Raw genomic sequence first — 22,904 nt, forward strand, 5'->3', positions numbered from 1 at the left:
GCTAAAGTTTGTACTTTTATTCATATCTGGTTTTGTGGTAAAACAAGATATAAAGCAAAGCGGGAAATCCAACTATGGAAATCCCGCTTTTAAAAAACTTTATCGGACACTAATGATTTTTTATATTATCACACATTCTTTATAAATGAACTCATCTTGACTTTTTTGATTGAAGTGAAAATTAGCTATTTTGAGCTTGATAGAAGGCATTTTTAAGTTGCATAGCAGGGCTACGGAATGAGAAAATGACGAAAAGCAGGCTCAAAAGAGCAATTTTTTAACCAATTGGAAAAAGTCAAGATGAGTTCAATACCTTATCGTATACCAGTGGTCGTTATAATCGATTTGGGCATAGGTGAACTTGTAAAATACAATGTTATATGTTAGCTCAGTTATGATTAATAAATCTACCCTTAATGATGTAACAAACTGATGGTTACTTCGATGAATTTGTGAGGGACAAACAAATTTGTAACGAGAACTATTCGCAGATAACTTCTTGATACATTTTTCTCCTTAGGTCGAAAAACACTCGAAAGCGACATTACTAATTTTATTTTCAGGAAAAACAACAATCGAATTCAGGTATGTTGCTTAGTTATATAATAGATTTTAAAGTTTGATATATAGAAATACAGGTGATGAATAATTTACCTGTATTAATTTGTTTATATAAACCTATTCTTGTTAGAATTTATGCTTTATATGTATTGAATTTATTTAGGTACAATTAAAAATACATTGAAAAAACATTTATAGTTCAAACAAATTAGTTATATTCGTACAATAAAGTAGGTAAATATATATAATTTTTTTGTAAAATATATTTAGATACTACTTTAAAAAAGATAGTATGAGCATATACTTGTGAAACGAGAACTTACATTCGTTCTTAATTTTATAATTAACATATAGTCAAAATAATTACTAAAATTTAAACGTGTGAAATAGCAATGCAACATATGAACTGTTAGGGTAGATTGTAATTAGTTAGGAAAGACGGAAAAACATTTAAATAAATTTAACCTCAAATATTTGATTATGAATACAACAAGTTTAGGTACTTTGCAGTACAATCCACCAGGTAATTTAATAGTAGAAACATCTGTTTCTCCATCGGGTAAAATATCTTTTTCTAATAAAAATGATAAGACTCCCCTGCCTCCCTTAATTGAGGCTTTTATTGATAGCAACAATAAAATGCAAGTTAATGTTATAGTTTTTATTGATTCTTCGTTGCCAACACCAAATTTTAATGCTTACCAGCTTTATTGCATTAGTAGCTCGGGAACCCCTAAGCTACAGTTTTTTATAGATTATGATTTAAAAGAAACAAGTGCTAGTAATTTTAATGCTTACCAAATTACATTTGAGGCTTTAAAGGAAGATCTCCCTTTAGGAGTAACTTTAAAAGATGTAAAATCTGTTGAAGCTTTTTCATGGAATATAGATCCTGTTACATCAAGGGGGACCGTAACAATTGTGCAAGACACTGACTAGAATTATAGGATTAGTACTTTGAAAAAGGTTTTTCTTAAAGTGGAAAAGTACTTTGCTTAATAGCTGTTTGAAAAGTTTTATGAGTATTTATGCTTGTAAAACTTTTTGTATGTAAGGGGGAATCTAAAGGAGAGTGTTTAAATGATTAAGATTAAGTTGTTTACATTTTTTTTGTTGGTTTTAGGTTTTTTGCCTAAGAAACAGTCAGATAAGCATCTATTGAATGTAGAGATAAAAAAGAATGTTGAAAAGTTTAAGGGAGAAATCAATTTTGGTAAAGCGTCTTTTTATTTCATGGAGAAAAACTGGGATTCAACCCTAGTGTATTCAATAAAACAATTAAGTGATACCGATAATAAAACCATTATTGATTTTTGTCATTATTTTAGAGCCATTAGCTTTAAACAAAAGAAACTTCTCAATGAAGCAATAAAGGAGTTCAACGAAATTTCCAATGATTTTTTGTTTCCATACAAGGTAAAACTATCGCTTGGAGAAATCTTATTAAAACAAAATAAGTTTAGAGATGCTATTGCGTGTTTTCAAGAAATTAATAGACTACCTGAGAATAGTGATATTGATTTTAATAGAAGTGCCGTTGTACATAATTTAGGGATTTGCTATTTGCATCTCAATCAATTTGATAAAGCAGAAAAGTATCTGGTTAAAAGCTCTGAATTACATTTATTAGATAAAGATACTCTAATGTTAATTGGGGCATATACAGATATAGCGAACCTTTATTATACGCAATACAAAGACCAACAAGCGATTCCCTATTTTGAAAGAGCTTATCACTTATCAAAAAAAGTTAATGATTTTAAACTGAAAAGCTCGGTTACGCTTAACATGGCTGTAGTAGAAGAAAATAGAGGTAATTTCCCATTAGCACTAAAATATAGAAAAGAATACGATAAGTGGAAAGATTCTTTAAATAATCAGAGTGAAATTTGGGCTGTTGCTCAATTTGAAAAAAAGTTTGCTGTTAATCAAAAAAATAAAGAAATCACATTACTTGAGGCAGAAAACAAACTTAAAATAGCAGAGAGAAATGGGCTTCTTTATTCCTTTGTTTTATTATTGGTACTGTTAGTGGTGGGGATTTATTATTATATGCAAAAAGTAAAAAACAATAAAACGATACTAGCACAAAAAGCAAAGTTGGACGAACTAAATGCAACAAAGGATAAATTATTCTCTGTAGTTAGCCATGACCTACGTTCTTCGGTTAATGCGTTGAAAAAAAGTAATGTGACATTATTGGAAAACTTTAAAACCAATAATCTGGATAAATTAAATAAGTTGTTACAAAATAATGTGGCTATAGCTAATAGCGTTTATAGTTTATTGGACAATCTACTGCAATGGACTTTATTACAAACCAAACAGTCTTATTTTAAAAAGGAATCAATATGCTTATTTCAAATTGTCGAACAAATGTCATACAATTATAAACCATTAATGCTTGATAAAAATATTCATTTTGAGAATAAAGTTTCGAAAAGTGATTTGGTTTATGTAGACCAAGAGTCTTTAAAAATAATACTTCGGAATTTGTTGGATAATGCTATTAAATTTTCAAATCAAGAAGGGACAATAACAGTATATTCTTTGGATGTAGAAAGTATTCATTGTAATCTTATAGTAAAGGACACTGGAATAGGAATAAGTAAAATAAATCAAAAAGAGTTGTTAAAAGAGACTGCTTTGCTTTCTAAAAAAAGAAATGAAGGTGTTATAGGAACTGGATTGGGGTTACAGTTGTGTAAATCGATGATCAAAAAAAATGGCGGTAAGTTTTTGATAGAAAGTGAAGAAGGCAAAGGAACTAAAATGATTGTTTCACTACCCAAAAATAATAGACATGGATAATTTGAATGTATTGATTGTAGAAGACTCCTCTGCAGATAGCGATGCACTTGTTAAAGTGCTTTTCTCTAATGGATATAATGTTGTAGGTGTAGCTACTTCTTATAAAGAGGCTTTAGACTTATTTTATAAAAATAAAGTAGATGTGGTTGTTGTAGATGTTTTTTTGAATGGAAACCCAGATGGAATTCATTTTGCAGAAACCATAAATGCTGCTCCCTATGTGTCTAAGCCGTTTGTGTTTTTAACTAGCTCTAATGACCGTCAAATATTTGAAAAAGCTAAACTCACGCGCCCATTTAGTTTTTTGTTAAAACCATTTAATGAGTTAGAAATTTTATATGCTATTGAAATGGCTGTTGAAAAGTTTAATAGTCAAACAAATGTTTTTTTTAGCCAAGAGCAAAATACAGTTGTAACTAACGAGTATTTGTTTGTTAAAAAAGGAAAAGCTTTAAAAAAAGTGCTTATTTCTAATATTGTATATATAGAGGTAGAAGAAAGGTATTGTAATGTAGTAACCGAAAAAGAGAAGTTTGTAATTCTAATATCACTAACCAAAATTTTAAATCTTTTGGATGCCTCGAAATTTTATAGAACACACAGAAATTATATTGTAAATATTGAAAAGGTAGTTGAAATAATACCAGCAGATAATTTAATTATGTTGTCTGGAAATCACAAAGCAATACTTAGTAATAAGTATAAAGATTTTATTAAGAAGCTTCGAGTTCTATAGCCCACCTAAATTTAAGTTAAGGAGTAATGTTAAATACAACTTATTTTGTCCATACCATAGTTTCTGTTACTGTTTTATTGCCTGCTTAGGCTTTTATAAAATTAGTTTAGCACCATTTTTTATGCTCTTTATGCATGAAAACCGTCATCTTGTACCTTTTTTATATTCTGAATTTTAGTTCTGTTGTAGTTTAGAACAGAAAATGAAGTGAAGCTAGCAAACTTCATTTTAATATGTTCTTTAATTAATTTTCTCAAGACTTAACCTGCGTATGTTCATGTTACTATGACCAGTCGTTTATTGGGTTTATTATTAAAAACAATAGATTAAAAGTGGAGCAGAACCCACTTAAATAAACGAGCCTTCCTGCAAAGGTTTAAATTGTAGGGGCGGAATCTGAAAAGCCTTATGAGTAAGAAACCTAAATTTTTTAATTATGAGTCATTTAAAAATGAATTTTGCTAACGAAGCAAGTGATGGAACACAGTATAACCTAGTGTGTAAAAACAATTCTACTGTGCCATGGGTTTTTTATGTATACCAAACAATGCCTACACAGCCATCGGATGTTTTTTCTTTAGCCTGGTTTGCTTCTCCGTACAAAATATCTCCAGGTTCTTCTATAACATTTAGTTGGAGTATTGATTATTCATTCGTTTGGGGCAATACAGGAACAGTAACTCCTGGCGTTAATTATGATGCTGGCGGTATTGTAGATTGTAGTCTTACCGGAGAAAACATGACAACATTTAGTTTAGATAACAATGCGCCTCAGCTTAGTACTCCAGTTAAAGGAGGGCAAGCAGGTAGTTTAACTATTAATGAGGCCTCAAATGTGCCAAATAGTATTTTTTCTACTGGTATTGGAATGTCTGGTCAAGGTTCTTTTGTGCAACAAGCATTGGCAAATGCAACTCAAGTATATACTCCAGAACCTAAATATTGGATTGCTGCAGCCAATGAAATGCAAATGGGAGTTGTTTTGGCCCAAGATATTACCCAAAATGCAGAATTGAAGTTTCCAGCTAATGTATATACTTTGTATGCAACATTAGATGATCAGCAATTATGGACCGTTAGTCAGAGTAAACCTGCTTTAAATGAGGTTCCTGTAGCTTAATGGATGATTGTTTTGATATTAAAATTATGGGGCTGTCTGAAAAGTCAAGACAGCCTCTTTTTTATTCGTACAGATATCGGAGAGATTTTTCAAATACGCAATTCTCAGAGACTTGAAAAAACTTTTCAGACAGCCTCATTCATACAATAAGTGATGATTTTAGATTTTTCAGGAGAAAATTCCATTCAATATTCTTTAAAATGTATAAACCAATCTTCTACGAGTTGGTATTTTTATATCTTTCAAAGAATGTCAGAACAACTAGAAAATGACATTTATTCATTGGTTTGGATGACAAGTCCTTATAAAATTGGTGTAGACTCTTTTGTGTTTTTCATATGGTCTTTGGATACATCTCTTTGGTGGTTGGATACCGGAAAATTGGAAGCTGGAGTAAGCCCTAAATCAGGTGGAAGTATAGCCGCTAGTTTAAGTTCCAATAATAGTACGACTTTTAATATAGAAGATGGAACACCAAAGTTTTCAAATACTGTTTCTGGTATGCCGTCTGATAAGTTTTTGATTATGGGAGGAAGCGATATACCTAATTCAGCTTTTTCTACTGGTACTGGAGAATCCTATTTTCCAACATTTACAAAGCAGGCATATATTAACACACAACAAACATTCGATTCTGATGCTACCTTATGGGTGGCGGTTACTACCTCATATATACAAGCAATGGATGTACTTGGGCAAAGTAATATTTCTAATGCAGCGATCGTTACCTTTCCTTTAAATAGATACAATCTAACAGCTGTATTGGGAGAAGATAACACATGGAACGTTTTCTGAAAAATACCAATTTTTTAACTGTGATTTTAATAATATAAAAAATGAGTTCGAGCGAAACTTTAAATAATGAAGATCTTTTGTTTGCTATGCAACAAAGGAATTTAGTATATAACTATAACTTTTTAAACTATAGTAATAAAATTGTGAATACGGCTGTTACCTATGGTCACCCAGATGGATGGGTGTACCAAGACCAAGGAACAGATGGCCTTATAAGTTTTGATCCAACATCCAATTCTTGCATGATAAAAAAAAGTAAGGGTGATGATGTAATGACATTTACACAGGCAATCAATGAATTCCCTCGTTGGACAGATTTAATCCTAGGAAAAACAGTGAGTGCTTCTGCGGTCATAGAAGTGCCAGGAACATTGAGCTGTGAAGTTATATTCTCATTATCTGATGGTAAAAACATTAGTAGTAAATCTGTCTACTTTGATGCAGGGGAAACAAAAGAAATTAATATTAGCCTTGATGTAAGCCAGCAAGCAAGTGGTCTGATAGTATCTATTGAAAGTAGCACGAGTGAAGTAGTGTTGTATATATACAAAGTATATGCCAATGTAGGTAAGGTTGCTCTTGAAAGTTTACCGTGTATTGTTGAAGGGACTATAGGTGAACGTAAGCAATATATGTCTACAGATATACCGCCAGCTGTAGAATTGTCGCTTTGTAATGAGAGTGTAGAGTTGTCAGGGGCTTATACAAGATTGAATTCTTTTTTGAATGGGAAATTTGGTATAGGTCAAAACGGTAATTCGTTACTTCCGGATATGCGAGGCTATTTTAGTCGTGCATGGGACAATGGCGCTACAATAGATCCCGACGCAGCTAATAGGACTGCATTAGGTAAGGGGACTGTAACAGGAGATAATGTAGGTACGGTAGAAGAAGATGAGTTTAAAGAACATACCCACCAATTACAATTTGATCTTAGTGGTCAAATACCGGCAGGAACAGCATCACCACTAGCGAGTATTAATAAAGCACTTACCTCTGATACAGAAAAAACGGGGGGAGCTGAGACTCGTGGCAAGAATATTTCAGAATTATATACCATGAAATGGGCCTAAACCATACCATTAACAAGTATAATAACCTAAAAAAAGAATAAAATAAAGTGACCATATATCTAGACACACAAAGAAATAATAATATGGGTATTATACGTTTGTAATGAGCTATTTGGCTTCACTCGGGGTAAACTTAAGTCGAAGCATGGTAACTAAAAAAATAAACATAAATATGAAAAAAGTAAATATTGAATTTACGTTATCACCAGAATACAAGAATCAATTTGTGGATATTCAAAAAAGAACATCCAGTTTAAGTTTTGAATTACAAGACGGAAAACATACAATAACAACTAAACCAGTTGATATAGGTAGGCTACTCTATTTTAATAATTCAATTTTGCAAGCTTATCTTTCCTTTTCTTATGAATTTGATGCAGAAAGTAAAACAATTACGTTGTGTGGAATGGATTTTGAAACCAAAGACGCAATGCGTTTAACAACCTACCCAAAAGGAACAACAGAATACTGTCATCAAGGATATTCAAAGTGTACGATTGATGATGAGAGCAGTATGTATAATTCAAATTGGAATTATAATACGCAGATGACTCCTAATCTCGAATCTCTTTTTGTTGATGTAATAAAGGATGCAAACAACACCTTATTAGAGGCGATCAAAAAACTAGAAGGGTTAACCATTAAAATAAAAACACTTCCACCTAAGTTGCCATCAGAAGTATATTTAAACACATTATTAGTGTATACAGGAGGAAAATTTACAGGGATATATGATCCTAATAAAAACTACGCTGAAGGCTATTCGTTGAAATCTATAGAGTCTGTTTGGGGGGGAATCGTAACCTTTACTTATGGCGAAAATTTTGCAAATGTAATAGGGAGTACCCATGACCCTCATATTGCCAGTAAGTCTTGGATTAAATTGTGGGAAGGGCAATATGGTACAGCAACAACCTGTACTTCTCTTAACTATAATGGTTTTGTTTGTAATGTTAGCTCAGGTTTAGTTGGAGGTCATGTTATTACGGGTAAAGTAGCAAAAGTAATGCCTGCAGGGTCAGATGTGTATATAATGCCAATATGTACCGCTCATAATAATAATGACAATGTATATATGGCAGCTTTGCAGTATACAGGGGTTTGGTTAAAGAATTATTTACATTAATTAAGAGCCTCTAAGTAAAATAATACTAGGGGATTTAATCATTCATAAACTTAAATAGGAGAAGGAATTGTATGGAGCAATAAATCTAAAAGTTCCTTGATAAATTGGGGCAAAGTTAAAAGGGAGGCTGCGCCCCTTTTTTATGTAATAATATGGTATAGTACGTTCGGCACTTTCACGTATTTGACTGAGCTTAAAATCGCACATTAAAATCCGCATATCGAAAAATTATAAACTATCTTTGCATAAAAATAGTAACTATGAGTAGGCAACAAGGGAGTAAGGGGAAAGGAAAACCATCAGGACGAGGCAGTAACAATTCGCGTGGTAAAAGTTACGCAAGAGGTAATGCTCCAGTGAAAAAGCAAGTAGGCGTATCAAGATCAGGAACTTCATCAAATGGAGCCCCCGCTAGTAAAACCAATTCAGGCGAAATTAGACTAAACAAGTATGTTGCGAATTCAGGAATTTGCTCGCGTCGTGAAGCCGATACTTATATTGCCATGGGCTTGGTTACTGTTAACGGTAAGGTGGTAACAGAAATGGGATATAAGGTAAAGTTGGAAGACGAAGTACGTTATGACGGTGCTAGAATTAATCCTGAGAAAAAGGCCTACGTTTTACTTAATAAACCCAAAGGATTTGCAACCACTACTAGCGAAGGTAAAGGACGAACAGTAATGGATTTAGTTGCCAATGCAACCAGCTCTCGCATTAAGCCAATTGGGCGTTTGGGGAGGAATTCAAAAGGTTTGTTGTTGTTTACGAATGATGAAGCGATGGTAGAAAAGTTTACCAATTCAAAAAGAGGTGTTTCTCGTTTATTTCATATTGAGTTGGATAAAAACTTAAAGCTTGAAGATTTAAAGAAAATTGAGAACGGATTCAAAGTAGAAGGTAAGCTTATAACAGTTGAAGAAGTTAGTTATATAGACGGTGCTTCAAAGAAGGAAATAGGTTTAAAAATTAAAAATACGGGAAATACCATTATCCGTACTATTTTTGATCATCTAAGATATGATATTGTAAGTTTAGACTGTGTTGCTATTGGACCGCTCACCAAAAAAGACATTCCGCGTGGGCATTGGAAACATTTAACCGAACAAGAGTTGAACAATCTTAAGATGCTTTAAGGTCAAAAAACGTTCTAAAGTTCTGAATTTAATTTAGGATGTTATTGCAAGGAGTTTATAATGAGTGTTTTGTGTTTTTTTTGTGCGATTTATCCTTTTAGTTGTGGCTTGTTTTGGATATTCAAAAAAAATAACTTAAAAAAAACACCAAAAAACTTTAAAATTAAAAATTTTGTGTTTCATTTGTACCAGCATTTAGCTGAACATTATGAAATGTGTTTTTACGTCGGGGCTTTTGGGGATTAGGAAGTCAAATTCAAAAGCAGCTTTTAGATTAAGTAACCGAATTTTAGAGCTAACTTCCGTTAAGACAATTTATTGCAGTCAGCATATATATGGTTTTGTTCCTACTACACAAAACCAAATCCAGATTTGATATCTATTCATTATTGTTTGTATTAAAACATACATCCCTGTTTTTCTATTTAAATAATTTATATTTCTAAAATAATAATGAATACTAAATACATTGATTTAATCAATCAAACTTTCGATTTTCCACAACCGGAGTTTAAATTGGAAGGTAAAGAATTGATGTTCCATGATATTGACCTTATGCAATTGGTCGAAACCTATGGAGCACCTTTAAAATTTACTTATCTGCCTCAAATTTCTAATAACATACAACGCGCCAAGGGGTGGTTTGATAAAGCTTTAAAGAATAACGATTATAAAGGAAAGTACAGTTATTGTTATTGTACAAAGAGTTCTCATTTTAAGCATGTGCTACATGAAGCTTTAAAGAATGATATCCATATTGAAACATCATCGGCTTTTGATATCGATATTGTCGAAAATTTAAAAAAAGAAGGAAAGATAACCAACGATACTTATGTTATTAGTAATGGCTTTAAACGCGCACAGTACGTAACTAATATAGCACGATTAATCAATAACGGTCATAATAACTGCATTCCTATAATTGATAACTATGAAGAAATCGATTTATTATCACAGGAAATTGATGGTAATTTTAATATAGGTATTCGAATTGCTTCAGAAGAAGAACCTAAATTCGAATTTTACACATCACGATTAGGCATTGGTTATAAGAATATTGTCCCTTTTTATAAAAATCAAATCAAGGACAATAAAAAGGTGACACTTAAGATGTTGCACTTTTTTATAAACACGGGTATTAGGGACAATGCCTATTACTGGAACGAACTGTCTAAATGTTTAAAGGTTTATACCAATCTAAAAAAGATATGCCCTTCATTAGATAGTTTAAATATTGGAGGCGGATTCCCTATTAAAAATTCATTGGCCTTTGAATTCGATTATGAGTATATGGTCGACGAGATTATCAATCAAATAAAATTGGTTTGTGAAGAAGAAGGCGTAGACGTCCCGAATATATTTACCGAATTTGGAAGTTTTACGGTTGGTGAAAGTGGAGGAGCTATTTATGAAGTGCTTTACCAAAAACAACAAAACGATCGCGAAAAATGGAATATGATTAACTCTTCGTTTATTACTACACTGCCAGATACTTGGGCTATTAATAAACGTTTTGTTATGCTACCGGTGAATCGATGGCATGATACATATGAGCGTGTTTTACTAGGAGGATTAACTTGCGATAGCGACGATTATTACAATAGTGAGCAACATATGAACGCTATTTATTTGCCCAAATATAATAAAGATAAACCTTTATATATTGGCTTTTTTAATATTGGAGCTTATCAGGAAACCATTGGGGGCTTTGGAGGGCTCCAACACTGTTTAATTCCATCTCCAAAACACATACTAATAGATAAAGATGCCAATGGCACGGTTACAACAAAATTATTTAGTGAACAACAAAAAAGTGAAGACTTACTTAAAATTTTAGGTTATGCAAACTAAAACATATGCTGGAATACCAGAAGAATTTGCAAAATTAGAGCAAGCAAAAATAGTTCTAATACCTGTACCTTACGATGGAACGAGTACATGGCAAAAAGGAGCAGATAAAGGCCCGGAAGCTTTTTTGAATGCGTCTGAGAATATGGAACTTTACGATATCGAAACCGATACGGAAGTATATCAGCAGGGCGTATTTTTGGCGCAGCCTGTTACTGAGAATGCATCACCAGAAGCAATGGTTAATGCAGTACATGAAGTAACTAAAAAGTACATTAAAAAGAATAAGTTTGTTACCATTTTTGGAGGAGAGCATTCGGTTTCTATAGGAACTATAAGGGCTTTTAACGAAACCTTTAATGATTTAACAGTATTGCATATTGATGCACATGCCGATTTGCGAAAAACCTACGAAGGTTCTACCTGTAACCATGCTTGTGCTGTATATGAAGCGAACCAAACAACGAATTTAATTCAAGTAGGTATTCGTTCAATGGATGTGATGGAAAAAACGGTTATGGACGAAGAGAAAACCTATTTTGCACATGAGATGGCAATAGATGATTCTTGGATGGACTCTGCCATAGATCAAATGACCGATAATGTGTTTATTACATTCGATTTAGATGCCTTAGATCCTTCTATTATGCCATCTACAGGAACACCAGAACCGGGAGGGTTGTTTTGGTATGAGACCTTAGACTTTTTAAAACAGGTATTTGCCGAAAAGAATGTGGTTGGATTTGATATCGTAGAATTATGTCCAAATGAAAAAGAGAAATCTTCAGATTTCTTAGCAGCCAAGTTGTATTATAAGATGCTTAGTTATAAGTTTATGAACGAAGCTGTTGACGAAGATTATGATAACACTTATAATAAAGCAGAACAAAAAAATAACGTTTCAAAATTCAGTAACAGCGATGACTACTAAAGGGCCAATCTCAAATTTTATAGAACATCATTACTTACATTTTAATGCAGCAGCATTGGTTGATGCGGCCAAAGGATATGAAGCACAGTTGAATTCCGGAGCCAAGATGTTGGTGTCTTTAGCAGGCGCTATGAGTACAGCGGAGTTGGGTAAGAGTTTTTCAGAAATGATTCGTCAGGATAAAGTGCAAATCATATCCTGTACAGGTGCGAATCTAGAAGAAGACATCATGAATTTGGTTGCACATTCACATTATAAGCGTGTACCTAATTACCGTGATTTAACACCGCAGGAAGAGTGGGGCTTGTTGGAGAAAGGACTTAATAGGGTGACAGATACCTGTATCCCGGAGGAAGAAGCCTTTAGACGATTACAAGAGCATATTTTTAAAATTTGGAAGGAAGCTGAAGCTAATGGCGAACGTTATTTTCCGCACGAGTATATGTATAAAATGTTATTGTCAGGCGTATTGGAGCAATACTATGAAATAGATTTAAAAGACTCCTGGATGTATGCTGCAGCAGAAAAAAACTTGCCAATTGTCGTGCCAGGATGGGAAGATAGTACCATGGGAAATATTTTCGCTAGCTACGTACTTAAGGGCGAATTAAAGGCTAGTACCATGAAATCGGGGATAGAATATATGACCTTTTTAGCCGACTGGTATACCGATAATTCTACGAATGGTATTGGATTTTTTCAAATAGGAGGTGGTATTGCAGGGGATTTTCCAATATGTGTAGTGCCTATGCTATACCAAGATATGGAGCGTACCGATACTCCTTTTTGGAGTTATTTTTGTCAAATTAGTGATTCGACTACGAGCTATGGCTCTTATTCTGGAGCGGTGCCAAACGAAAAAATAACCTGGGGTAAATTAGATATAGATACACCAAAATTTATTGTTGAAAGTGATGCGACTATTGTTGCCCCATTAATATTTGCTTACATCTTAGGCATGTGATTTTAACAGTATTCAAACCAAAAAAATGAAAAACAGAGACAACCATTTAAAGCGCGTTATTGTAGATTTTAAAAAGTTGACACCAGAGATTTTGGCGTTACTAGTTGAAAAATATCCAGATGGATACGATGAAGATCAAATTATCTCATTTAGAAATGCCAGTAATGAAATTATTGAAGCTGTAGAGGTAACAACTACCGATACAAAGTATCTGGTTAAAGTAAGTAAAAAGCTTGCTTTAACTATGGAGAATTACGATGAGGATGATTACGAAGATTACGAAGAAAACGATTCAGGAGCAATTCAAGAACCTGATTTGTCTAGCGATGAGGACTCGGATTAAGTACCATAATTCGATAAGCAACTTTATATTGAAACAGGTATTTTAAAAGCACAGTGGTACAATTACGTTATTACAAGTCGAGATTTAAATACCTTGAGGCTTGCCTCGAAATCAAAATGTTTTCCCTATAACTACCTCGTGGATTTGCCACGAGGTGGTTTACTAATATGTAGTTGTTGAAGAAAACTACTAAATAATTAAAGTATGTATACTGCTTTTGCTTATCAGGTTGCTAGTACCATTAGCATAAAAGAGATAAAACAACAATCAAAATGGACGCTGTTGTTTCAAGATAGTGATGAACTTTACTATTCAAGTGCCCCCAATAAATTCATTTACATATTTCATTATGGCATGGTGAGTTTTTTTAACCTTACCAAAAATGAAATGATAGAAGCTTTATCTCAAATCAAGCCATTTTGCATCAACTATGTCTCGGAGCAAATATCGGAGGAAGTTCAAGTTAATGTCGTAGCAGATACATTAAAAGTAGAATTTGATAAGATTGTATTGCCAGATATTAGTGAAGAAATGATTCGCCTTGTGATGCTAAACGCTTCACAATCGGTGGCCTTAAACCTATATTCAGAAATTACCGAGCAATTGTTGATTGAAACCAACCAGCATACCTTGTATTTGGAGAAAAAAGGACGTTTAGATATTTCAGGTTATAAGTTAAAACGATTTATTGGTAAAGTTTTAAACATAAAGAATAAGATATCTGAAAACCTGTATATTTTTGATTCACCCGACATCGTTTGGGAAGACGAACAGCTTAATAAATTAAATAGTGATTTAAAAGCTACTTTCGACCTTAAGGACCGTTATAAATTAATTCGCGATAGAGTTGATATTATTAAAGAGAACCTTGAGCTTTTTAAGGATATTATGGATCATAAGGAAAGTAGTCGCCTTGAATGGATCATCATTATTTTAATTGTGATCGAAGTGATCGATGTCTTTATAACTCGTTTGTTTTTTTAAGAACACTTCCCAAATAAAAACACCATAAACAATAACGTATTCCAGTCCGATAACCCATAAGTTTTCGGTATTGTTTGCGTTAGCATAGGCCAAATAACTTAAAATAATGGCAAGGCTCCATACCAATGGAAATTTGTAGCCCGTAAATACCGATAGTATTAAAAGTGTTGCAATATACCAAGGATGAACCGTTGTTGCTGTAAAGTAATAAAATGTTAATGCGAAAAGCATGGCTACTAACAGATCGGGAAAGGTTTTTTGTTTTTTAAAAAATGCCATGATCAACACAAAGACAAGTACAGTAATGGCTATTAACTTTCCAATAATCGCAATTTCGTTCCAGCCCCTAAACCAATAGCCAATGGCCCTGGCTATATAATAGATGCTTGCGTTAAACTCAAAGTTTTGAAACCATAAACCAACTGTTTGTGCATAGTTGGTTACAAATTTTGAAGAATAAAAAGGAATAAAAAGGCATAATGTTACTATACCGATAATGATATAGAATACGATCAATTTGGATATTCCAAGGGATTGTTGCGTAATCGTTTTGTCACTGTTGTCTAGTTTGGAAACCTTACTATTTTGCACTTTGGGACGTTTTAAAAACCATTGGTAAAATAGAGGAAGAAAGATTAAAGGGATAAGTTTTACCGAAACGGATAAGGCAAATACAACACCACCCATTAACCACTTGCCTTTGTGAATTAAATAGAGACTCCATATAAGGAAAAAAATCATTACGCCTTCATAATGAAGGTTGCCGGTTAGTTCAATAATAATAAATGGGTTTAACAAATACCAAAAGATGGTATGCGCTGGCATATTGAGATTGTCTAAAAGTTTTTTGCCAAAACATAAAGTGCCAAAATCGGCAGCAATAATTAATAAACGCATGACGACAACCGACCCTAAAATACTTTTGCTGGCAAAGAGTCCCGCAATTACAAAGCAAAGCTGATTTATAGGAGGGTAATTGGTAAAATGACTGGCATTAAGCGTTCCCATACCTTTAAATAATTCTTGAGCTTGAAGAATCGGAAACTCCCCATTACTTATAAATGATTCAACAGTATATAAGTATGGGTTAAACCCTTCCAGAATCATACGTCCATCCCAAATAAAGCGATAAAAGTCCTGTGATAAGTTGGGTATTGCTAAAATGAATAACCCCCGAAAACCAAAAGCCAGCCATGTTAGTAATAGCGTATTATGTCTTAATAGTGTAAGGATTTTATAAAACAAGGCAAATAATGCGATATAAAGAATAACAAGCTTAGTGTACTCTGTACGTGCCAAATTGTAAGCAAAGATGACATAACACATAAGGCTCGTTATGACCATAATAGAGAGGACTTTGTTTTGTTTAAAAGCGGTCGTGTTTAAATCCATTATTCAAATATAGTATTATTTGGTTTTGTGTATTTTTAATACTGTAAGATTTGGTTAGTGAATTAATATTAGCCCCGTAGGTTGTGTGTAAGAGTTTTTTTGTAAATTTAGTATTTGTAACTAACTCAAAAACAGTATTATGAAAACTATGTATTTTCTTTTTTGTGCGTGTTTACTTGTTGTAAGCTGCCAACCTAAGCCAGACAATTCTTCAAAAGAGGCTTTCGAAAAAAATTCAAAAACAGTATTAGCCAATTTAGAAGCCTGGCAAAACGAAAGCTTGGATTATTCCCAGTATGCAGAAGATTTTGTAATGAAGGAAACCGGCTTTGGTGCACCTAAAGATTCTTTAAGTCTTCAGGAGATGAAAGAATCGGATAAGGCTTTATGGAAAAATTATGATTTTAAAATGCTTACCAATCCGCCGGTACTATTACCTGGTGTCAATGCAGATACTAAAGAACCAGACGGTTCTGTAAGGCATTATAGTGAATGGGAAGTAACGTTGCCAGCAACAGATTCTACCGAAGCAAAATCGGGAGTTATCAAATTGTATGAGTCTTTCGATTTTAATGAGGAGGGTAAGATTGTTTACCAACAGATTTATGGAGACTTTACTGGTTTAATGATGCACTTACATAGTAACGATGCTATGGAAGATGATATGATGGAGGAGTAAAGTTATTTTTATATCAGTAAGAAATAAACCCATGTGTCAATTGTGATGCATGGGTTTTTATATAGATGTGGAGTCGGAGAGAATCGAACTCTCGTCCAAACAAGTAACTAAAGGGCTTTCTACACGTTTATTCTTTTCTTGGTTTTTCGATTATAAGCTGGCTAAAGACAGCCTACTTATAACTTAGCTTCTAAATCTCGAAAGCGCATCAAAGCATTGCACCATCTTAGTTAATATTTACGATGCCTCTAAAAAGAACGCCATTAACCAAGGCTTTCTGGAGACATTTAGCTTGTACACCTTGTGTACCTGGGCAAATCTTACTATAATTCAGATTAAGCAGCTAAAGCGTAGTTATTCTCGCCGTTTAAAAGTTTGACCTAGCCTTTTACGTGTTTCAAAGTCATTACACGACGTGCTTACCGTTCAATTAATCTCGCTGTCAAAACCAGTCGACCCCAATTTTAATTTCAGGTGTTTAGTATTTCCTTACAGGTAGGGGCTACAAGAGTCATTCTTAAAAAGAAGCCTAACATGTAGCTTAAATACTAATGCAAAGGCAAAGTTATCAAAAAGTTTGCATACCCATACAATTCCTATTACATTAGTTCAAAATTTATACCAAATTTATTGGTGTCAGTTAGTAAAAACAACAATTGTACAAATGAATATTAAGTTTGCCATTATAAAAGAGCGCAAAAACCCACCCGATCGTCGTGTTGTGTTTTCCCCATTAAAATTACAAGAAGCTAAAAGCGCATTTCCAAAAGCTGTCTTTAAGGTTGAATCCAGTGATATCCGCGTGTTTCCCGATGCAGCATATGAAGCGGCCGGATTTGACGTTGTAAACGATGTTAGCGATTGCGATGTGATGTTGGGGGTGAAAGAAGTACCCATTGAAGCTTTAATCCCTAATAAAAAGTATTTTTTCTTTTCCCATACAATTAAAAAGCAACCCTATAACCGTAAGTTGTTGAAAGCGATTTTAGAAAAGAATATTGAATTATATGATCATGAAACAGTGATCAATTCAGAAGGGTTTCGTTTAATTGGCTTTGGTAGATATGCTGGCATTGTAGGCGCTTATAATGGTTTTAGGGCTTGGGGCTTAAAATTTGATGCATGGCAATTACCCAAGGCAGAAACCTTACCAGATCAAGTTGCTCTAATTAGTGAACTACAGAACATTACATTGCCCAATATTAAAATAGTATTGTCTGGCAGTGGTAAGGTAGCTAGAGGTGCTCAAGAAATGCTGGATGGCATGCACATTAAATGCGTTTCGGTCGACGATTATCTCAATAAAGAATTTAATGAGCCTGTGTATTGCATTATTGATGTACTAGACTATAATAAGCGTAAGGATGGTCGTATTATAGATAATTTTGATTTTTTCAATAATCCTGATGCATACGAATCGGATTTTATGCGTTTTGCTAAGGTGACCGATTACTATATCGCAGGTCATTTTTATGGCGATGGGGCTCCATATCTGTATACAAGGGAAGGTGCAAAGTCGGCCGACTTTAATATTAAAGTTGTAGCTGATGTAAGTTGTGATGTGGATGGGCCTGTAGCATCTACTTTAAGGGCTTCTACTATTGCAGATCCTATTTATGGGTATGATCCGGAACGTGAAGTGGAAGTCGATTACAAAGATCATAAAGCTATTGCCGTTATGGCGGTCGATAATTTACCATGTGAACTTCCAAAAGATGCTAGTGAAGGGTTTGGAGAGCAATTTTTGCAACACGTTATTCCTGCACTTTTTAATGGCGATAAAGATGGTATTCTTGAACGTGCCAAGATTACCGAAAAAGGGAAGCTCACCAAACGTTTTGCCTATTTGCAGGATTATGTGGATGAAAAGGAATAAATTTGTATTCTAACATCTCCCCACTGTAATATTATTTTATGAGTAAAACAGCTTTAGTTACTGGAGCAGCATCTGGATTGGGTTATGAATTGGCAACTCTATTGGCAAAAGATGGATATAAATTAATTTTAGTAGATATAGATGCTGAAAGCCTATCCCAAGCAAAAGCAGAACTAAAGAATACTTTCAATGTAGCTATTATTACATTAGTTAAGGATTTGGGAATCCCAAATATTGCTGAAAAAATTATGAGTGATATTGGTGGAGAGCCCATAGATGTCCTGATAAATAATGCTGGGTTCGGATTGTTTGGATCGTTTGTAGATACAGATTGGGAGCGAGAGTCCGAAATGTTACATGTGCATATTTTAACAACAACCCATCTAACAAAATTAGTGTTGGAGGGCATGGTAGAACGTGGGCATGGGAGGATACTGAATATGTCTTCTTTAGCTGCTTTCCAGCCAGGTCCTTTAATGGCCATTTATTATGCTTCTAAAGGTTATATGTTATCTTTTTCTGAAGCGATTGCTAATGAGTTGGTAGGTACTGGAGTGACGGTAACAGCTCTGTGTCCCGGGCCAACAAAAACAGCTTTTCAAGAGACGGTGTCAGCCGATGCCAGCGATAATAAAATAACCTTTAATATGGCTTCTGCCAAAGCCGTGGCAACTTATGGCTATAAAGCCATGCTAAAGGGGAAAACCTATGCCATCCCAGGAAGGTTTAATAAGTTTTTGGCAATCTTGCCTAGATTGGTGTCTAGAAATGCCGCTGCAACAATTGTTAGAAAAATACAAGAGAAGAATAGACATTAGCAAAACTAGTGAGAATGCCATGACCTGAGTAGAGGTTTCTTGTTGGTGTGAAGTTGTTACTTTTCTTCAAACATATTTAAATCTCGATTATTGAATAAATACATTTGAAAAGGCAACAAACAAAGTTGCCTTTTCAGTATATTTCACACGTTTAAATTTTAGTAATTAATTGATTTTATTGTAATTATAAAATTAAGAACGTGTGCAACCACTCCTTACACTCGTTCTCTCATTAAAAATTTTAAACATTTCCTTTTGTGAAGTAATTTTTAAAATTTCTTAATGCTCGTTTCATGAGTTTAATTAAGATTGTGCCAACCTAATCATTATATCCAATTCGTTCACCAATTTATCTGGACTACCATTATATCCAACCGATTTGAATTTAATCCTGCCATCGGAGCCAATTATAATTTTGGTAGGGATCCCGTTAACTTTATAATTGGAAACAACTTCAAAATCGGTATCCGTAGCTTTTGCCTTTGTGTCTAAAACAACATTAAAAGTGTACTTGTTTTTTGTTATAAAATCTTGAGCATTTTTAAGTATTTCTTCTGGTGTCCCCCTTTCCCTTGTGTCTACAAATAAGAAAACCACATTGGGATTGTCCTTGTATTTGTTTATTGCAGTTTGCATGCCCGGAAACGACGCTTTACATGGGCCGCACCATGTTGCCCAGAAATCCAAAACAACAACTTTGTCCTTTAGGTCACTTAATGCAATTTCTTTCCCTTCCAGATTCTTTAATTTAAAGTTGGGCGCTTCTTCGTCGAGCATTTCTTTTTTGTATTTGGCTAAAACAATGTTTTTGGCTTCATTTTTAAGACTTTCCAAATGCGTTTTATACCCATCTTCAGATCCGTTGTTGTTTACATAAGCTTCTTTATAATAAGGCAACATTTTGTCGTTTGAGGCAGCATTTCTAATAAACAGTTCAGCTTTTTTCTGGGCTTTTTCAAATTGTTTGTCGGCCACCAAAAACTCAATAAGCCTTTGTTTTAGATTATGGGGGTCATTTTTTCCAATTTCTAAATTTTGGGTAATCTCTTCTTGATAGGTAATAGCTTCTTTTACTTTTTCTAATTTAAATAATATCCAGGCATAAGTATCTGCAAACATTACATAATTACCTTGAAGACTTTTTTTGTATTGGTTCTTGGTTTGGTACTCAGGTTTTGTACTGCTATCGTTCTTAAGGTTTTGTATGATGTCGATTGATTGTTTCGATATGTTTTCGGCGAACTCTAAATTTTCATCCTTTTGTACTAAATCCCAAGCAAAATTATTGTAGGTCATGGCCAGTGATTGCTTGTTTGAAATTTGAGAGGCATATTTTGTAAATCCCTCATAGTCTCTTTTGCCCACCATGTTTCTAGCAATTGTTGATAATGCATAATCTTTATATCGATTGTTGAAATTATGTCCAGATTCCTCAAATATTTTTAATTGTTTGTCGGGATCCCTTTCAGTAAAGAAGGCATTCGACAATTTCATATTTGCTAGTTCACTATTAGGGAATTTGGAAATGGTAATTTCTGTAATAGAATCTGATAAAGCTTTGTTTCTTATGGTGCCGCTTAAAGAGACGGCTTGTTTGAAATCGGCTTCGGTAGCATCGGGTTTTTGCAAAATGGTGTTTATTTGTTCATTAATAAGGGCTTTGCCGTTTTCTGGATTGTTTCTGTAATTATAGGACAGATAGGTAATGTGCCAAGTGTCCTTTAGTTCTGGATGTTTTTCAATAGCTTGTTTTATATCCAAAATTAAGGAGTCCTTGTCTTTTTTTATGCCTTGGTTAGCACCCCAATACGATAAGCAGAAGTTAGCCAAAGCTGCTTTGCTGCCAGGTATTTCGTTGTCTTGTGCGTTAAGTAATGTGACCAGATAACCTTGCTCGTTGTTATTGTCGAAGCCTTCATGTTTTTTAAATTGAAAAGCAAGTGCCTGGGCAGAATCCGGAATGTGTACTATGGCTGCTTTTTCTTCAGAGAAATTGATGTCCACAGGATAGGTCTTGTTGTTTACCATATAGTAGAAAATGGATTCAGTAAGACTGTCTTTTCCTGTGTAATTAATTGTAGCCATTTCACCAGCATGTAAATGAGAGGGGCTAATCGTTAAATTGCCAATGGACAAGTCTGTTCTTTTAGTTTCTTTCTTACAGGAAGAAAGAACCGACACTATTACTAGTGCTAAATAAATTGTGGTGTTTTTCATTTTTTGATTGATTTAAAGGTTAAAATTCGGAATTGATTATAGTAATTTTACCACAATAATTATACCAATAAATTTAAACTTGAATTCGGTAAAAAGAATTGGTTATTTATTAAACTTGTAAAACTGTTTGAACTGATAAATTATAGTAATGAAACCTGTAGACAATTATTTTCTTAATCAAAAAGAACCCTATCAATCCATTATGCTTTATGTTAGGGAGGTTATTTTAAATACCTTACCAGATGTAGTGGAGCGTTATAGCTATAAAATTCCATTCTATAATATTGGCAAAAAACCAATGTTGTATTTAAATATTTTAAAGGGGAAGGACTATGTTGATGTAGCTTTTGTGCAAGGCGTTTTATTGGAAAAAGAGTTTCCAATCTTAAAAAATGATAATAATCGTAAACAAGTACGTTCTATTCAATTAAAGTCCATAGAAGATTTAGACCACGAACATTTTAAGGAGCTCTTGCAGGTTGCTGCCGAACAAATAAGGCAAAGTAAAAAGGCGTGGTTTATTTAAGGTTCAATGTTTGAGGCCTTTTCAGCCTTACGGATAACTATAAAGACCCCGTGCTTACTATAAATTATTTATCGTTTTTCTAATAGCTACTAAATTGGTGAGCAGTTTTTCCAAATAATCCAAATGCAGCATATTGGCGCCATCACTTTTAGCATTCGATGGGTCGAAATGTGTTTCTATAAATAAACCGTCTACATTATTTACTACTCCTGCTCTTGCAATAGTCTCTATCATGTCTGGACGCCCACCAGTAACGCCACTATTCTGATTAGGCTGTTGTAATGAATGGGTAACGTCCAAAACAGTTGGCGCATAGTTTTTCATAGTTGGGATGCCTCTAAAATCTACAATCATATCCTGATATCCAAACATGGTGCCCCTATCTGTTATCCAGACTTTATTGTTGCCAGCATCTTTCACTTTTTGTACGGCATGTTTCATAGCTTCAGGGCTCATAAACTGCCCCTTTTTAAGGTTTACAACTTTACCTGTTTTTGCCGCTGCAACAACAAGGTCTGTTTGTCTTACTAAAAAAGCTGGAATCTGCAACACATCCACATATTGGGCAGCAAAGGCAGCATCAGAAACTTCGTGGATATCAGTAACAGTAGGAACATCAAACGTTTCAGAAACTTTTTTAAGTATTTTCAGGGCCTTTTCATCACCAATTCCCGTAAAGCTATCAATTCTGCTACGGTTGGCCTTTTTAAAGCTCCCTTTAAAAACATAAGGAATCTCCAACTTATTGGTTATTGTAACTACTTTTTCAGCAATTCGTAATGCCATATCTTCTCCTTCAATGGCGCAAGGCCCCGCTAAAAGAAAGAAGTTATTAGAATTTGTGTGCTTTATTTTGGGGATATCCTGAAGATTCATAATCGTTTTGTTTCAAAAAAAATTAGGTTGCAAAGATACTATTTATACTGAATATTTGTCCATTAGAATCGAATTCGGTAGCATCTTATTTTTTA

20 protein-coding genes and 1 other RNA gene are annotated in these 22,904 nt (G+C 33.9%); 17 read left to right on the top strand and 4 right to left on the bottom strand.

Annotated features, from left to right (window positions below; all coding sequences use genetic code 11):
• Window positions 1–1,041 precede the first annotated feature (1,041 nt).
• The 13 genes from JF259_RS14340 (at window position 1,042) to JF259_RS14400 (ending at window position 14,425) form a co-directional block, all read left to right on the top strand.
• On the top strand, window positions 1,042–1,500 hold the full coding sequence (locus JF259_RS14340) for a hypothetical protein (protein WP_199116241.1): 459 nt from the start codon (window positions 1,042–1,044) through the stop codon (window positions 1,498–1,500).
• 141 nt (window positions 1,501–1,641) lie between these two features.
• Window positions 1,642–3,372 carry an ATP-binding protein gene (locus tag JF259_RS14345; RefSeq protein ID WP_199116243.1) on the top strand — a complete coding sequence of 577 codons (1,731 nt, stop codon included), beginning with the start codon at window positions 1,642–1,644 and terminating at the stop codon, window positions 3,370–3,372.
• Window positions 3,365–4,108 (top strand): LytR/AlgR family response regulator transcription factor, encoded by a 744-nt coding sequence (locus tag JF259_RS14350; RefSeq protein ID WP_199116245.1) that lies wholly within the window; start codon window positions 3,365–3,367, stop codon window positions 4,106–4,108. Before JF259_RS14345 ends, JF259_RS14350 begins: the two co-directional genes overlap by 8 nt.
• Window positions 4,109–4,544: 436 nt before the next feature.
• Window positions 4,545–5,228: a hypothetical protein gene (locus JF259_RS14355; RefSeq protein WP_199116246.1), complete on the top strand. Its 684-nt coding sequence runs from the start codon at window positions 4,545–4,547 to the stop codon at window positions 5,226–5,228.
• Between the two features lie 249 nt (window positions 5,229–5,477).
• Window positions 5,478–6,023, top strand: coding sequence for a hypothetical protein (locus JF259_RS14360; protein WP_199116247.1), 546 nt, complete (start codon window positions 5,478–5,480; stop codon window positions 6,021–6,023).
• Between the two features lie 41 nt (window positions 6,024–6,064).
• Window positions 6,065–7,096 (top strand): hypothetical protein, encoded by a 1,032-nt coding sequence (locus JF259_RS14365; protein ID WP_199116248.1) that lies wholly within the window; start codon window positions 6,065–6,067, stop codon window positions 7,094–7,096.
• Window positions 7,097–7,268: 172 nt separating this feature from the next.
• The gene (locus tag JF259_RS14370; RefSeq protein WP_199116249.1) at window positions 7,269–8,222 is read left to right on the top strand and encodes a hypothetical protein; all 954 of its coding nucleotides are present in this window, start codon (window positions 7,269–7,271) and stop codon (window positions 8,220–8,222) included.
• Window positions 8,223–8,482: 260 nt separating this feature from the next.
• On the top strand, window positions 8,483–9,355 hold the full coding sequence (locus JF259_RS14375; protein WP_199116250.1) for a pseudouridine synthase: 873 nt from the start codon (window positions 8,483–8,485) through the stop codon (window positions 9,353–9,355).
• A 453-nt stretch (window positions 9,356–9,808) separates the two neighbouring features.
• A complete protein-coding gene (locus tag JF259_RS14380) occupies window positions 9,809–11,206 on the top strand; it encodes an arginine decarboxylase (RefSeq protein ID WP_199116251.1) in 1,398 nt (465 codons plus the stop codon).
• Window positions 11,196–12,134 carry an agmatinase gene (gene speB / locus JF259_RS14385; protein ID WP_199116253.1) on the top strand — a complete coding sequence of 313 codons (939 nt, stop codon included), beginning with the start codon at window positions 11,196–11,198 and terminating at the stop codon, window positions 12,132–12,134. Before JF259_RS14380 ends, speB begins: the two co-directional genes overlap by 11 nt.
• Window positions 12,124–13,098 (top strand): deoxyhypusine synthase family protein, encoded by a 975-nt coding sequence (locus JF259_RS14390; RefSeq protein ID WP_199116255.1) that lies wholly within the window; start codon window positions 12,124–12,126, stop codon window positions 13,096–13,098. Before speB ends, JF259_RS14390 begins: the two co-directional genes overlap by 11 nt.
• 25 nt (window positions 13,099–13,123) lie before the next feature.
• Window positions 13,124–13,441 (top strand): hypothetical protein, encoded by a 318-nt coding sequence (locus JF259_RS14395; RefSeq protein WP_199116256.1) that lies wholly within the window; start codon window positions 13,124–13,126, stop codon window positions 13,439–13,441.
• Between the two features lie 204 nt (window positions 13,442–13,645).
• On the top strand, window positions 13,646–14,425 hold the full coding sequence (locus JF259_RS14400; RefSeq protein WP_199116257.1) for an RMD1 family protein: 780 nt from the start codon (window positions 13,646–13,648) through the stop codon (window positions 14,423–14,425).
• Here JF259_RS14400 and JF259_RS14405 read toward each other — a convergent pair.
• On the bottom strand, window positions 14,375–15,817 hold the full coding sequence (locus tag JF259_RS14405; RefSeq protein WP_199116258.1) for a mannosyltransferase: 1,443 nt from the start codon (window positions 15,815–15,817) through the stop codon (window positions 14,375–14,377). The two genes, JF259_RS14400 and JF259_RS14405, sit on opposite strands and share 51 nt — an antisense overlap.
• A gap of 148 nt (window positions 15,818–15,965) precedes the next feature.
• On the opposite strand from JF259_RS14405, the gene JF259_RS14410 reads away from it, so the two are divergent.
• Complete coding sequence (locus tag JF259_RS14410; protein WP_199116259.1) at window positions 15,966–16,496, top strand: hypothetical protein; 531 nt, start codon at window positions 15,966–15,968, stop codon at window positions 16,494–16,496.
• 65 nt (window positions 16,497–16,561) lie between these two features.
• Here JF259_RS14410 and ssrA read toward each other — a convergent pair.
• Window positions 16,562–16,956: a transfer-messenger RNA gene (ssrA, locus tag JF259_RS14415) on the bottom strand.
• A gap of 210 nt (window positions 16,957–17,166) precedes the next feature.
• On the opposite strand from ssrA, the gene JF259_RS14420 reads away from it, so the two are divergent.
• Together JF259_RS14420 and JF259_RS14425 are read left to right on the top strand one after the other, a co-directional pair.
• On the top strand, window positions 17,167–18,372 hold the full coding sequence (locus JF259_RS14420) for an NAD(P)-dependent oxidoreductase (RefSeq protein WP_199116319.1): 1,206 nt from the start codon (window positions 17,167–17,169) through the stop codon (window positions 18,370–18,372).
• Between the two features lie 38 nt (window positions 18,373–18,410).
• Window positions 18,411–19,190, top strand: coding sequence for an SDR family NAD(P)-dependent oxidoreductase (locus JF259_RS14425; RefSeq protein ID WP_199116260.1), 780 nt, complete (start codon window positions 18,411–18,413; stop codon window positions 19,188–19,190).
• Window positions 19,191–19,493: 303 nt separating this feature from the next.
• Here JF259_RS14425 and JF259_RS14430 read toward each other — a convergent pair whose 3' ends face one another.
• Complete coding sequence (locus JF259_RS14430; protein ID WP_199116261.1) at window positions 19,494–21,407, bottom strand: TlpA family protein disulfide reductase; 1,914 nt, start codon at window positions 21,405–21,407, stop codon at window positions 19,494–19,496.
• A gap of 148 nt (window positions 21,408–21,555) precedes the next feature.
• On the opposite strand from JF259_RS14430, the gene JF259_RS14435 reads away from it, so the two are divergent.
• Entirely contained in the window at window positions 21,556–21,933 is a 378-nt protein-coding gene (locus JF259_RS14435) for a DUF1801 domain-containing protein (protein ID WP_199116262.1), read from the top strand.
• 57 nt (window positions 21,934–21,990) lie between these two features.
• Here JF259_RS14435 and kdsA read toward each other — a convergent pair whose 3' ends face one another.
• Window positions 21,991–22,809 carry a 3-deoxy-8-phosphooctulonate synthase gene (gene kdsA / locus JF259_RS14440; protein ID WP_199116264.1) on the bottom strand — a complete coding sequence of 273 codons (819 nt, stop codon included), beginning with the start codon at window positions 22,807–22,809 and terminating at the stop codon, window positions 21,991–21,993.
• Window positions 22,810–22,904 lie beyond the last annotated feature (95 nt).

Origin of the sequence: Snuella sedimenti (genome assembly GCF_016428595.1) — a bacterium.
Classification (GTDB): domain Bacteria; phylum Bacteroidota; class Bacteroidia; order Flavobacteriales; family Flavobacteriaceae; genus Snuella; species Snuella sedimenti.

Coding starts and splice junctions, on each gene's coding strand:
- JF259_RS14355 (WP_199116246.1), top strand. CDS start 4,545: ATGAGTCATTTAAAAATGAATTTTGCTAACGAAGCAAGTGATGGAACA.
- JF259_RS14395 (WP_199116256.1), top strand. CDS start 13,124: ATGAAAAACAGAGACAACCATTTAAAGCGCGTTATTGTAGATTTTAAA.
- JF259_RS14380 (WP_199116251.1), top strand. CDS start 9,809: ATGAATACTAAATACATTGATTTAATCAATCAAACTTTCGATTTTCCA.
- JF259_RS14425 (WP_199116260.1), top strand. CDS start 18,411: ATGAGTAAAACAGCTTTAGTTACTGGAGCAGCATCTGGATTGGGTTAT.
- speB (WP_199116253.1), top strand. CDS start 11,196: ATGCAAACTAAAACATATGCTGGAATACCAGAAGAATTTGCAAAATTA.
- JF259_RS14410 (WP_199116259.1), top strand. CDS start 15,966: ATGTATTTTCTTTTTTGTGCGTGTTTACTTGTTGTAAGCTGCCAACCT.
- JF259_RS14405 (WP_199116258.1), bottom strand. CDS start 15,817: ATGGATTTAAACACGACCGCTTTTAAACAAAACAAAGTCCTCTCTATT.
- JF259_RS14390 (WP_199116255.1), top strand. CDS start 12,124: ATGACTACTAAAGGGCCAATCTCAAATTTTATAGAACATCATTACTTA.
- JF259_RS14340 (WP_199116241.1), top strand. CDS start 1,042: ATGAATACAACAAGTTTAGGTACTTTGCAGTACAATCCACCAGGTAAT.
- JF259_RS14430 (WP_199116261.1), bottom strand. CDS start 21,407: ATGAAAAACACCACAATTTATTTAGCACTAGTAATAGTGTCGGTTCTT.
- JF259_RS14375 (WP_199116250.1), top strand. CDS start 8,483: ATGAGTAGGCAACAAGGGAGTAAGGGGAAAGGAAAACCATCAGGACGA.
- JF259_RS14365 (WP_199116248.1), top strand. CDS start 6,065: ATGAGTTCGAGCGAAACTTTAAATAATGAAGATCTTTTGTTTGCTATG.
- JF259_RS14435 (WP_199116262.1), top strand. CDS start 21,556: ATGAAACCTGTAGACAATTATTTTCTTAATCAAAAAGAACCCTATCAA.
- JF259_RS14400 (WP_199116257.1), top strand. CDS start 13,646: ATGTATACTGCTTTTGCTTATCAGGTTGCTAGTACCATTAGCATAAAA.
- JF259_RS14350 (WP_199116245.1), top strand. CDS start 3,365: ATGGATAATTTGAATGTATTGATTGTAGAAGACTCCTCTGCAGATAGC.
- kdsA (WP_199116264.1), bottom strand. CDS start 22,809: ATGAATCTTCAGGATATCCCCAAAATAAAGCACACAAATTCTAATAAC.
- JF259_RS14345 (WP_199116243.1), top strand. CDS start 1,642: ATGATTAAGATTAAGTTGTTTACATTTTTTTTGTTGGTTTTAGGTTTT.
- JF259_RS14370 (WP_199116249.1), top strand. CDS start 7,269: ATGAAAAAAGTAAATATTGAATTTACGTTATCACCAGAATACAAGAAT.
- JF259_RS14360 (WP_199116247.1), top strand. CDS start 5,478: ATGTCAGAACAACTAGAAAATGACATTTATTCATTGGTTTGGATGACA.